This is a genomic window from Pseudomonas sp. 43NM1 (genome assembly GCF_002836905.1).
In the GTDB taxonomy this organism is placed as follows: domain Bacteria; phylum Pseudomonadota; class Gammaproteobacteria; order Pseudomonadales; family Pseudomonadaceae; genus Aquipseudomonas; species Aquipseudomonas prosekii.
The window spans coordinates 51,995-64,799 of sequence record NZ_MKGS01000003.1; the positions used below are offsets into that span (position 1 = coordinate 51,995).

Sequence of the window (12,805 nt, forward strand, 5' to 3'; positions counted from 1 at the left end):
CCCGCGAAGGCGGTGTGTCAGGTATGACGCCTTCGCGGGCAAGCCTCGCTCCTACAAGGGACCGCTTCACGGTGTGCGGTTACGCCGGGTTTCGATGATGTTCGGCAACTGCGAAATCCGCCCGAGCAATCGGCCCAATGCGTCCAACCCCGGAATCTCGATGGTCAGGGACATCAACGCAGTGTTGTCCTCTTTGTTCGAGCGGGTGTTGACCGCGAGCACGTTGATCCGCTCGTTGAGCAGCACTTGCGAAACGTCACGCAGCAGGCCGGAACGGTCGTAGGCGCGGATGATGATGTCCACCGGATAGGTGAGCACCGGCACCGGGCCCCAGCTGACCTGGATGATCCGCTCCGGCTCGCGCCCGCCGAGTTGCAGCACCGAGGCGCAATCCTGGCGGTGAATGCTCACGCCCCGGCCCTGGGTGATGTAACCGACAATCGCGTCGCCCGGCAACGGCTGGCAGCAGCCGGCCATTTGCGTCATCAGGTTGCCGACGCCTTGAATCTGGATGTCGCCACGCTTGCCCGGTTTGTAACCGGTGGCTTTGCGCGGGATCAGCTCCAGCTGTTCGTTGCCGCGCTCCGGCTCGACCAGTTGTTGCGCCAGATTCACCAGTTGCGCCAGGCGCAAATCGCCGGCACCGAGGGCGGCGAACATGTCCTCGGCGGTTTTCATGTTGGCTTTTTCGGCCAGCTTGTCGAAATCCACCGCGGGCAAACCGAGACGCGTCAGTTCGCGCTCGAGCAAGGTTTTACCGGCCGCGACGTTCTGGTCACGGGCCTGCAATTTGAACCAGTGAACGATCTTCGCCCGCGCTCGCGAGGTAGTGACGTAACCAAGGTTCGAGTTCAGCCAGTCGCGACTCGGCGTCCCGTGTTTGCTGGTGATGATCTCGACCTGCTCACCGGTTTGCAGGCTGTAGTTGAGCGGCACAATGCGCCCGTTGATCTTGGCGCCGCGGCAGTTGTGACCGATTTCGGTGTGCACGCGGTAGGCGAAGTCCAGCGGTGTCGAGCCTTTCGGCAAGTCGATGGCGTGGCCGTCTGGGGTAAAGATGTACACCCGATCCGGTTCGATATCGACGCGCAATTGATCGGCCAGACCGCCGATATCACCCAGCTCTTCGTGCCACTCGAGGACCTGACGCAGCCAGGAAATCTTCTCTTCGTAATGGTTGGAGCCGGATTTGACGTCGGTGCCTTTATAGCGCCAGTGCGCGCAAACCCCGAGTTCGGCTTCTTCGTGCATGGAATGCGTGCGGATTTGCACTTCCAGTACCTTGCCTTCCGGGCCGATGACCGCCGTGTGCAGCGAGCGGTAGCCGTTCTCTTTCGGGTTGGCGATGTAGTCGTCGAATTCTTTCGGGATGTGCCGCCACAAGGTGTGAACGATGCCGAGCGCGGTGTAGCAGTCGCGCATTTCCGGGACCAGCACGCGCACGGCCCGCACGTCGTAGATCTGGCTGAATTCCAGACCTTTGCGCTGCATTTTGCGCCAGATCGAATAAATGTGTTTGGCCCGGCCACTGATGTCGGCATCGACGCCGGTGGCGGTCAATTCGTTGCGCAGCTGGTTCATCACGTCGCCGATGAAGCGCTCGCGATCCAGCCGCCGCTCGTGCAGCAACTTGGCAATCTGTTTGTATTGGTCGGGCTCGAGGTAACGGAAGGACAAATCCTCCAGTTCCCACTTGATGTGGCCGATGCCGAGACGATGGGCCAGCGGTGCATAGATGTCGAAGACTTCGCGGGCAACGCGATTGCGCTTTTCGTCGTCGGCGGTTTTCACCGCACGGATCGCGCAGGTACGTTCAGCCAGTTTGATCAGCGCGACGCGCACGTCATCGACCATCGCCACGAGCATTTTGCGCAGGTTTTCAACTTGGCCCTGGGTGCCCAGCACCAGCGATTGACGCGGGCTCAGGCTGGCGCTGATGGCCGCCATGCGCAACACGCCGTCAATCAGCTTGGCGACCACCGGGCCGAAACGCTGGCTGACTGCCGGCAGTTCGATCTGGCCTTCACGCACGCCGCGGTACAGCACCGCCGCCACCAACGAATCCTGATCGAGTTTAAGGTCGGCGAGAATCTCGGCGATCTCAAGGCCGGTGCGAAAACTTGAGGTCCCCTCGGACCACAGGTTTTTTGCCGCATTGGCCTGTTGTTCGGACATGCGAGCGAACTCGCACGCTTCCTTCAAGGCTTCGCGATCCAGTGCCAGATCGACACTGACCGCATGATCGAGCCAAGCCTCGAGATTGATACTGCCGTCGGTGTTGATCGGCTGGTGTGCTCTCACCTGTACCATCTTGCTTACCTTCCCTACGACGCAGTTCAATGCGTCAAATCGCTGACCTTCACTGCCCGTGCGCCCGCGCCGGGCGGTTGCGCGGCGGCTGCACGGGCGGCCAGTCGGACCAGACGAGCCGTCCTAGCTCGCTTCAAATAACGCCATGGCCTCGACATGTGCCGTCTGAGGAAACATATCGAGAATCCCGGCACGTTTTAACCGGTAGCCCTGCTTGACCAATTCGACCGTGTCGCGCGCCAGCGTTGCCGGGTTGCACGACACGTACACCAACCGTTTGGCGCCCAGGGATGCGAGCTTGCGCACCACCTCGAAAGCACCGTCGCGCGGTGGGTCCAAGAGTACCGCAGAAAAGCCTTCGCGCGCCCATTCGGCATCGGCCAAAGGCTGGGATAAATCGGCCTGAAAAAATTTGGTGTTATGCAAATTGTTACTGGCAGCGTTGGCAGCGGCGCGCTCGACCATGGTCTGCACACCTTCGACCGCGACTACTTCGCGGACGACTTTGGCCAGCGGCAAGGCAAAATTGCCGAGACCGCAGAACAGATCCAGCACCCGCTCATCCGCCGCCGGCTTCAGCCATTCCAGCGCCTGCGCGACCATGGCTTCGTTGACCCCGGCGTTGACCTGGATAAAATCCCCGGGCCGATACGCGAGGTCCAAATCCCACTGCTGCAGCCGATAACCCAACGTCTGGTCAGCCTCCACCGGGTACGGCTCGCCATCGCCATGCAGCCACAATTGCGCTTCATGAAACGCGCAGAAATCCTTGAGAATCGTCAGATCGGCCTCGGACAACGGCGACATATGCCGCAACAACACCGCCAACGAAGAACCGCTGAACAATTCCACGTGCCCCAGCGCTTGAGGTTTGCTCAGGCGTCGAAGCATTTCCGGCAAGCGCGTCATGATCGGTTGCAAGGGCTGTACCAGCACCGGACATTCGCTGATGGCGACGATGTCCTGACTGCCGGCAGCACGGAACCCGACTTCGAGCTTTTTCGCCTTCATGTCCCAGCGCACCGCCACGCGGGCGCGACGACGGTAGGCGAATTCCGGGCCGCTCAGCGGCGCCGCCCACTCTTGCGGTTCGACTCCGGCAACCTTGGACAATTGCTCGGCGAGCATGCGCTGTTTCAGGGCAAGCTGCTCGCTGTGCGGCAGATGTTGCACGCTGCAACCGCCGCAACGACCGGCGTGCGGGCACGGTGCCGGGCGCCGCAGTTCGCTGGCCTGGAATACCCGCTCGGTGCGCGCCTCGACCACTTTGCCGTGGGCATTGAGCACGCGCGCCTCGACCTCCTCACCGGCCAGCGCGCCGATGACGAACCAGGTACGACCTTCGAAAAACGCGATGCCGCGACCGTCATTGGCCAGGCGCTCGATGCTCAAGCGCTGCTTTTTGCCGGTCGGGATTTGTGGTGCCTTGCTGCCGCCCGTGGGTTGGAAGCGCAGGCCTCTCTCTTGCTTGGCCATCAGTTGGGCGCGTCGAAAATGCCGGTCGACAAGTAACGGTCGCCACGGTCGCAGATGATCGCAACGATCACCGCGTTTTCCACTTCCTTCGACAGGCGCAACATCCCTGCCACGGCGCCGCCCGAGGACACGCCGCAGAAGATCCCTTCTTCGCGGGCCAGACGACGGGTTACGTCCTCGGCCTCGCGTTGCGCCATGTCGACGATGCGGTCGACACGATCGGCCTGATAAATCTTCGGCAGGTATTCCTGCGGCCAGCGACGAATACCCGGGATCGCCGAGCCTTCCATCGGTTGCAGACCGACGATCTGCACGTCAGGATTTTGCTCTTTCAAGTAGCGCGACACGCCCATGATCGTCCCGGTAGTGCCCATCGAGCTGACGAAATGGGTGATCGAGCCTTGGGTCTGACGCCAGATTTCCGGGCCAGTGCTGGTGTAGTGCGCCTCGGGGTTATCACCGTTGGCGAACTGATCCAGGACCTTGCCGCGGCCTTCGGCTTCCATCCGCTGGGCGAGGTCGCGAGCGCCTTCCATGCCTTCTTCCTGGGTCACCAGAATCAGCTCGGCGCCATACGCCGTCATCGCGGCTTTGCGTTCGGCGCTGGAGTTGTCCGGCATGATCAGGATCATCTTGTAACCCTTGATCGCGGCGGCCATGGCCAGCGCGATCCCGGTGTTACCCGACGTCGCTTCAATCAGCGTATCGCCAGGATGAATCTGCCCGCGCAACTCGGCACGGGTAATCATCGACAGCGCCGGCCGGTCCTTGACCGAACCCGCCGGGTTATTCCCCTCAAGCTTGAGCAAAAGGGTATTGCTGGTGGCGCCAGACAGGCGCTGCAAGCGGACCAGCGGAGTGTTGCCGACGCAATCGGCGATGGTTGGGTACTGCAAGGTCATGGCGTATTCGCAATCCAGACTGCGGGGGCGCCTATCATACCGGCAAACGTTGGCAGGCCATATCACGCAAAGTGCGGTGCTTATGGCTTATGGGAATAAGGGGCTGGATCAGCCCTTCCCGAAAACAGAAGTCACGCCCCAACTCGATCAGGAACTCCTTGAGACGTGTGAGCAATCCTTGATGAAGGTCGGTCTCGGCATGACCGCCGGGGAAGCCGAGAAATTCGGCTATGTACGCATCGCGAAAAATCTCCAGCGCCGAAGGATGAGTTTGTCTCAATGCCGTTGAGACTTTCACCGGTTGGGTGATGCTGCGTTCGAATAGTGCAGCTTTGAATTGACGTTCAAGCTCACGCCTTGACCACCTCTACTTGATCCCGCTGACACTTTTTCATCAGATGGAAGGGCCTCATCGCGAGCAGGCTCACTCCTACAGGGGGTCGTCGTTATTACACGATATGTGGGCGACGCAAATCCACGGTGGGAGCGAGCTTGCTCGCGAAAGCGTCCTCGCCAACGCCACCCACATCCGCCACCAGGCGCATATTCAGGCGCAACCCTGCCCCAGCGTTCTCCGCCCAAAGCGATCCGCCCTGACGTTGCACCGCATTCCTCGCGATGCTCAGCCCTAAGCCAAAACCGCCGTCGCCCGGCCGCGAGCCGTCGAGGCGGATGAAGGGTGAGAAGATGCGTTCCAAGTCGACTTCAGCCACGCCGCCGCCCTGATCTTCCAGCCACACCAGCCAAAAGTCGCCATCGCGCTGTGCGCCGAGGGTGATCACGCCGTCGCTCGGCGAGTGCCGAATGGCGTTGCGCAGGATGTTTTCCAGCGCCTGAGCCAAGGTGTTGAGATGGCCACGCACCCAGCAGGTGGAGTCGACGGCGCAGTGCAACTGGCGCGCCGGCCACGCTGTTTCGTAACAAGCGTTTTCCGTGAGCATGTCCCACAGCGCTTGAATCTGGATCGCTTCGTCGGGCAGGCGCGAGCGTTCGGTGTCGAGCCAGGCCAGTTGCAGGGTATCTTCGACCAGACGCTGCATGCCATCGACTTCGCGGCTGATGCGTTCACGCAGTTGCGCCACGCCCTGCTCGCTTTCGCTGGCGACACGCAGACGGCTTAACGGCGTGCGCAGTTCGTGGGACAGGTCGCGCAGTAATTGTTGCTGCAGGGCCACGGTGCTTTGCAGGCGCTCGGCCATGTGATCGAAGGCGCGCCCCAGTTCGCCCAGCTCATCCGAACGATTGGTGGTGTGCCTCGACAAGCGCACGTTCAACTGGTCGGCGCGCCAGGCGTTGGCCTGCTCGCGCAGGCTGTTGAGCGGCACCACCAGCAGCCGATACAAACCGACGCACAGCAGCAACGTAAACAGCCCGGGAATCACTCCGTTGGTAATGACGCGCCAAAACACCTGATAACGCCCCGGCATGAAACGCTGCGGCAACTCGATCACCAGATTGCCCGCGTGCGGGTCGCCGGGAAACGGCACGCGCAGCCACGGCAGGTTTTTCTTGTGGATCGGCCAATCGAGGCCGCGCAGGAAGGTCAGGCGCTCGATGTCCTTGTCGGTCAACGGCTGCGTGCTCAGCGATTGCAAGTCGCCGCCAATCACTCCGACCCAGCCTTTTTCGCGTTGGCGCATGCCTTGCAGCCAGGCATCGACTCCGGTCCGCTGGCCCTGACGCCACGCCTTTTCGGCCTCGGCGGCGTAGCGGGTCAACGTGCCTCGGGCGTCATCGGCAAGAAACTGGTTGCGCTCCTCCATGTAGCGGCCCCAGGACCAGCTCAGCCAGATCATCAGCAGACAAAAAGCCACCAGCAGACAGGCGAGTTTCCAGAACAGCGAGTGCCGGCCCGGCAGGTCAGACCATTTCATCGATGGCGCTCAACACATAACCTTTGCCCCAGACGGTACGCACTTCGCGCTCGGTGTAGCCGATCGCCTTGAGTTTGCGCCGGATCTGGCTGATGTGCATATCGAGGCTGCGGTCGTGCGCGGCATAACCGCGTTGCAGCACGTGCTGATAAAGGAAGGCTTTGCTCAGCACTTCATCGTTGTTGCGATTCAGCGTTTCCAGCAGCCGGTATTCGCTGCGCGTCAGGCCGGCGCCGTGCTCGCGATAGAAGACTTCGCACTGATCGTCGTCGAACAACAAACTGTGCACGGGACTGACCGGCGCTGGCGGCTCGGGCCGACGGTCGAGCGCCACGCGTCGCAGGATCGCTTCGATGCGCACGCGCAGCTCGGCCATGCTGAACGGTTTGGGCAGGTAATCGTCGGCGCCGAGGCGAAAACCGCTGATGCGATCGGCCTCGGCGCCCAATGCCGACATCAGCACCACGGGCGTTGAATGGCTCTGGCGAAACTGCGTCAGCACATTCAAGCCATCGAGGCCCGGCAGCAGAATGTCCATCAACACCACATCAAACGGCTGGCCGCGCGCTATCGCCAGGCCTTCCTGACCGTTCTGGCACCAGGTCACCTGAAAGCCGCAACGGCCCAAGTGCTCGTGGACGTACGCGCCGAGCACGAGGTCGTCTTCTATAGAGAGGATGCGAGGAAGAACGGCATTGATGGGATTCATGAGTATCTGCAAATAATTCTCAGTTGGCGATTATTCAAGATTGCCTCGTCAGGGGCAACCCAAGGTTTGCCGGGCGGGCGAAAGCGCCGATCCAACCGACGAATGACGACATCAATTTACGAAGATTGCCCGCAAGCAAATCGCTACACTGCGCAAGTGGTGCGTGCCGGATGCACGCGCGGGTCTAATAAATAGCGGGATGCAGGAGAAATGCGTGCTCAAGAAACTGGGAATTAAAGGCCGCGTGCTGTTGCTGACCTTGCTGCCGACCAGCCTGATGGCATTGGTCCTGGGCGGCTATTTCACTTGGACGCAGCAATCGGACCTGCAAACCCAATTGATGCAGCGTGGCGAGATGATCGCCGAGCAACTGGCGCCGCTGGTAGCCCCGGCCATGGGCCACCAGAACACCGAATTGCTTGAGCGCATCGCCACCCTGTCGCTGGAACAGACCGACGTGCGCGCCGTGACTTTCCTCGCGCCCGACCGCACGCCGCTGGCCCACGCCGGGCCGACCATGCTCAACGCCGCGCCGATCGGCAACGGTGCGCACATGCTCCGGCGCAGCGGCAATGACGCCACCCGCTACTTGCTGCCGGTGTTCGGCAAGCACCGTAATTTCGCCGGCGAGCTGATTCCCGACGAGTCGGAACGCCTGCTCGGCTGGGTCGAACTCGAACTCACGCACAACGGCATGCTGCTGCGCGGTTACCGCAGCCTGTTCGCCAGCCTGCTGTTGATCGCCGCCGGGCTGGCCGGCGCGGCGTTGCTGGCGTTGCGCATGGGCCGCACGATCAACCGGCCGATCAGCCAGATCAAACTGGCGGTGGCGCAACTCAAGGACGGTCATCTGGAAACCCGCTTGCCGCCCCTCGGCAGCCAGGAACTGGATGAACTGGCGTCCGGCATCAACCGCATGGCCGGCACCCTGCAAAACGCGCAGGAAGAATTGCAACACAGCGTCGATCAGGCCACCGAAGACGTCCGGCAGAATCTGGAAACCATCGAAATCCAGAACATCGAGCTGGACCTGGCACGCAAGGAAGCACTGGAAGCGAGCCGGATCAAGTCCGAGTTTCTCGCCAACATGAGCCATGAAATCCGCACGCCACTGAACGGCATTCTCGGCTTCACTCATCTGCTGCAAAAAAGTGAACTGACCCCGCGCCAGCTCGATTATCTGGGCACTATCGAAAAATCCGCCGACAGCCTGCTGGGGATCATCAACGAGATTCTCGACTTTTCGAAAATCGAGGCCGGCAAACTGGTGCTCGACAATATTCCGTTCAACCTGCGCGATCTGCTGCAGGACACGCTGACCATCCTCGCCCCCGCCGCCCACGCTAAACAGCTGGAACTGGTCAGTCTGGTGTATCGCGACACGCCGCTGTCGCTGATCGGCGACCCGCTGCGGCTCAAGCAGATTCTGACCAACCTGGTGAGCAACGCGATCAAGTTCACCCGCGAAGGCACGATCGTCGCCCGCGCGATGCTCGAAGAAGAACACGACGACAGCGTGCAGTTGCGCATCAGCATTCAGGACACCGGCATTGGCCTGTCGAATCAGGACGTGCGCGCGTTGTTCCAGGCGTTCAGTCAGGCTGACAATTCACTCTCGCGGCAGCCGGGTGGCACCGGGCTGGGGTTGGTAATTTCCAAGCGTTTGATCGAACAGATGGGCGGCGAAATCGGCGTCGACAGCACGCCGGGCGAAGGCTCGGAGTTCTGGATCAGCCTGAGCCTGCCAAAAACCCGCGACGATGCCGAAGATCTGCCCGGCCCACCGTTGCTCGGGCGGCGGGTGGCGGTGCTGGAAAATCACGAACTGGCGCGCCAGGCGTTGCAGCATCAATTGGAAGATTGCGGCCTCGAAGTCACGCCGTTCAATACTCTGGAAAGTTTGACCAATGGCGTCACTGGCGCGCATCAAACCGATCAGGCGATTGATCTGGCAGTGCTCGGCATCACCAGCAACGACATGCCGCCGGAGCGCCTCAACCAGCACATCTGGGACCTCGAACACCTCGGCTGCAAAGTGCTGGTGCTGTGCCCGACCACCGAGCAGACGCTGTTCCATCTCTCGGTGCCCAACCCGCACAGTCAGTTGCAGGCGAAACCGGCGTGCACGCGCAAGTTGCGTCGGGCGCTGGCCGATCTGGTCAACCCGCGCCAGCAGCGCAGCGAGCCCGGCGAACCGGTGTCGAGCCGCGCGCCGAAAGTGCTGTGCGTGGACGACAACCCGGCGAATTTGTTGCTGGTGCAGACCTTGCTCGAAGACATGGGCGCGAAAGTGCTCGCGGTCGAGAGCGGTTACGCCGCAGTGAAAGCGGTGCAGAGCGAAACCTTCGATCTGGTGCTGATGGACGTGCAAATGCCTGGCATGGACGGGCGCCAGAGCACCGAAGCGATTCGCCAGTGGGAAAGTGAGCGGCATTGCACGCCGCTGCCAATCGTCGCCCTCACCGCCCATGCGATGGCCAACGAAAAACGCGCACTGCTGCAAAGCGGCATGGACGACTACCTGACCAAACCGATCAGCGAGCGGCAACTGGCGCAAGTGGTGTTGAAATGGACCGGGCTGGCCCTGCGCAATCAGGGGCCGGAGCGCTCCAGCGACAGCCATGGCGGCAGCGAATTGCTGGTGCTCGATCACGAAGAAGGTTTGCGTCTGGCTGCGGGCAAGGCTGATCTGGCGGCGGACATGCTGGCGATGCTGCTGGCCTCGCTGGAAGCTGATCGCGAAGCGATTCGCGTGGCCCGCGAGGCGAACGACCAGAATGCGTTGATCGAACGCGTGCATCGCCTGCACGGCGCGACGCGCTATTGCGGCGTTCCGCAGCTGCGGGCTGCGTGTCAGCGCAGCGAGACGTTGCTCAAGCAACAGGACCCGAAAGCGGCGGCAGCCCTCGAAGAACTGGAGCGCTCGATCAACCGGCTGGCCATGCAAGCACGCATCAGCGCGTGATCCAGGGCAACACGCCAAAATCCGCAAAACGCTAGGATCCTGAAATCCGCAAAACGCTGCGATCGGTTTTTTGTAGCAGCTGCCGAGCCTGCGAGGCTGCGTTCGGCTGCGCAGCAGTCGTAAAATCAGCCGCCTCGGTGTATCAGGTAAACCGCATTCACCGGATTGACGACGGCTGCGCCGCCGAACGCAGCCTCGCAGGCTCGGCAGCTGCTACAGGGCTACAGGGCTACAGGGCGGCGGGGCCGCTACAGTGGTTTTTTCCAGGAGGACGACATGCGCACTATTCTTTTCAGCAGCCAGACTTACGATCGCGAGAGCTTTCTCGCTGCCGACTTGCCCGCCGGTATCGCGTTGCAGTTTCAACCGGCGCGCCTGAGCGTCGATACGGTGGCGCTGGCCGAACATCACGAAGTGGTGTGCGCGTTCATCAATGATGACCTCAGCGCGCCAGTGCTTGAACACTTGGCGGCCGGCGGCACGCGCCTGATCGCCCTGCGCTCGGCGGGTTACAACCATGTCGATCTGCTGGCGGCGCAACGTCTGGGGCTGGCGATTGTGCGGGTTCCGGCCTATTCGCCGCACGCGGTGGCCGAACATGCGGTGGCGCTGATCCTCGCGCTCAATCGACGTTTGCACCGCGCCTACAATCGCACCCGCGAAGGCGATTTCAGCCTGCATGGACTGACCGGTTTTGACCTTTTCGGCAAGACTGTCGGCGTGGTCGGCACCGGGCAGATCGGCGCGACGTTCGCAAAAATCATGAACGGTTTTGGCTGCCAATTGCTGGCCTATGACCCCTTCCCCAATCCGCAAGTCGAAGCCCTCGGCGCACGTTACCTGAGCCTGCCCGAGCTGCTGGCCGAGTCGCAGATCATCAGCCTGCATTGCCCGCTCAACGCGCAAAGCAAACACCTGATCAACCGCGAGTCGCTGGCGCACCTGCAACCGGGGGCGATGCTGATCAATACCGGGCGCGGCGGATTGGTGGATACACCGGCGCTGATCGACGCATTAAAGGACGGTCAGCTGGGTTATCTGGGGCTCGACGTGTATGAAGAAGAGGCGCAGCTGTTTTTCGAGGATCGCTCGGACCTGCCGCTGCAAGACGATGTGCTGGCGCGCTTGCTGACGTTTCCCAACGTGATCATCACCGCGCATCAGGCCTTTCTCACGCGCGAAGCGCTGGGCGCGATTGCCGCGACGACCTTGCACAACATCGCGGCGTGGGCGGCCGGGACGCCGCAGAATCTGGTCGAGGGCTGAACCTGATCGAAGGTCACACGCCCGCGCCATGCTGCGCCGATGCCCGTGCTAGCATACCGCGCATATTTGGAGGACCCATGGTCGAACACGATTTCCGCTACAACCTGATGAACCCGCAGCACACCCTGACCGAATGCCGCGCCCTGGTGCCGGGGCGTTATCAAGTCACCGGCAATGGCGGCTCGATTCGCAACAATGACGTGCTGGTCGTCACTCTCAAAGGTGCCAAGGACTTGTCCATGCGCCTGACCGTCGAAACCGTTCGCCACTTGATCAACCCGCCCGGCCAATGGGTCGCGGTGGCCAGTGGTCCGGTGTTCGGCGAACTGGCGATCCATACGTGGAAGGTCAACTGCGACAGCTGCGCCAAAGAACTGAGCTTCGAGTTCGCGGTCGACGCCAAGCTCGGCAACAAAGCCGAAAAGCCTGCCGCCACCGCGCGGATTGCCGAGTTGGGCTGGTCCACCGTTGGCGACAAACACCTGTGTCCGAAATGCCAGGAGCCCGCGTGATGAAACGTTTGGCTCTGGCGGCGATGGTCGGCGCCAGCCTGATGGGCTGCGCCGCCGAACCGGTTCAATTGCAACACAACCGCAGCTACATTCTGGAATGGATCGGCGAACGGCCATTGATGGATTACAGCCACTTGACCATTACCTTGGGCGACGACGGTCGCGCCTACGGTAACGGCGGCTGCAACCATTGGTTCGCACCGTACACGCAGGACGGCGACAAGCTGAGTTTCGGCAAAATCGGCAGCACCCGCAAACTCTGCGCGCCAGCGCTGATGGAGCAGGAAAAACGCTTCCTGCAAGCGCTGGAAAACGTGCAACGCTGGGACATCTCGCCGATCGACCAGATGCGCTTCTGGCCCGCCGAAGGCAAGCCGCTGCGCTGGTGGCTTGAAGAGGGTTGATTGGCTGTTCGAGTGTGTTCCGTCAGCCAGATCCACCCCTCACCCTAACCCTCTCCCCAGAGGGTAGAGGGGACTGACCGAGTTGCTCTTGGAGCTACATCGACCTGGAAAACCAAGTCGAACTCGGGATTTGAAAAGCATGCGGTCTGCTCCCTTTCCCCTGTGGGGCGAGGGGACTGACCGAGTTGCTCTTGGAGCTACATCGACCTGGAAAACCGAGTCGAACTCAGGAGTTGAAAAGCATGCGGTCTGCTCCCTTTCCCCCTCTCCCCTGTGGGGAGAGGGCTGGGGTGAGGGGCTGGATCCAACGATCAACACCCATTTCAGTCCTGCTCAGTTCGTCGCTTTCAACTCTTCAAGTCCCTGAAAACCGAGCCGAACTCAGGA

The 12,805-nt window shown here is 61.6% G+C and carries 9 protein-coding genes and 1 pseudogene; 4 read left to right on the forward strand and 6 right to left on the reverse strand.

Annotated elements, in window-relative coordinates; genetic code table 11:
- Positions 1-66 precede the first annotated feature (66 nt).
- The 6 genes and pseudogenes from relA to BI292_RS02225 all read right to left on the reverse strand — a co-directional run bounded on the left by relA (position 67) and on the right by BI292_RS02225 (position 7,271).
- Positions 67-2,310 (reverse strand): GTP diphosphokinase, encoded by a 2,244-nt coding sequence (gene relA / locus BI292_RS02200; RefSeq protein ID WP_092279156.1) that lies wholly within the window; start codon positions 2,308-2,310, stop codon positions 67-69.
- Positions 2,311-2,433: 123 nt separating this feature from the next.
- Positions 2,434-3,786, reverse strand: a complete 1,353-nt coding sequence (gene rlmD, locus BI292_RS02205) for a 23S rRNA (uracil(1939)-C(5))-methyltransferase RlmD (RefSeq protein ID WP_101206841.1) — start codon at positions 3,784-3,786, stop codon at positions 2,434-2,436.
- The gene (gene cysM / locus BI292_RS02210) at positions 3,786-4,688 is read right to left on the reverse strand and encodes a cysteine synthase CysM (protein WP_092279152.1); all 903 of its coding nucleotides are present in this window, start codon (positions 4,686-4,688) and stop codon (positions 3,786-3,788) included. Before cysM ends, rlmD begins: the two co-directional genes overlap by 1 nt.
- Before the next feature lie 121 nt (positions 4,689-4,809).
- Positions 4,810-5,055 (reverse strand): annotated as a pseudogene (locus BI292_RS02215) (PDDEXK nuclease domain-containing protein); the annotation flags it as partial.
- Between the two features lie 82 nt (positions 5,056-5,137).
- On the reverse strand, positions 5,138-6,562 hold the full coding sequence (locus BI292_RS02220) for a sensor histidine kinase (protein ID WP_101206842.1): 1,425 nt from the start codon (positions 6,560-6,562) through the stop codon (positions 5,138-5,140).
- Positions 6,549-7,271 (reverse strand): response regulator transcription factor, encoded by a 723-nt coding sequence (locus BI292_RS02225; RefSeq protein WP_101206843.1) that lies wholly within the window; start codon positions 7,269-7,271, stop codon positions 6,549-6,551. The genes BI292_RS02220 and BI292_RS02225 overlap by 14 nt, the downstream gene beginning before the upstream one ends.
- Before the next feature lie 214 nt (positions 7,272-7,485).
- Here BI292_RS02225 and BI292_RS02230 point away from each other — a divergent pair, with 214 nt between their 5' ends.
- From BI292_RS02230 to BI292_RS02245, 4 genes are all read left to right on the forward strand, one after another.
- Complete coding sequence (locus tag BI292_RS02230) at positions 7,486-10,236, forward strand: response regulator (RefSeq protein ID WP_092279146.1); 2,751 nt, start codon at positions 7,486-7,488, stop codon at positions 10,234-10,236.
- A gap of 276 nt (positions 10,237-10,512) precedes the next feature.
- Complete coding sequence (locus BI292_RS02235; RefSeq protein WP_101206844.1) at positions 10,513-11,502, forward strand: 2-hydroxyacid dehydrogenase; 990 nt, start codon at positions 10,513-10,515, stop codon at positions 11,500-11,502.
- Positions 11,503-11,579: 77 nt separating this feature from the next.
- Positions 11,580-12,014: a hypothetical protein gene (locus BI292_RS02240; RefSeq protein WP_092279142.1), complete on the forward strand. Its 435-nt coding sequence runs from the start codon at positions 11,580-11,582 to the stop codon at positions 12,012-12,014.
- The gene (locus BI292_RS02245) at positions 12,014-12,418 is read left to right on the forward strand and encodes an META domain-containing protein (protein WP_092279140.1); all 405 of its coding nucleotides are present in this window, start codon (positions 12,014-12,016) and stop codon (positions 12,416-12,418) included. Before BI292_RS02240 ends, BI292_RS02245 begins: the two co-directional genes overlap by 1 nt.
- Positions 12,419-12,805 lie beyond the last annotated feature (387 nt).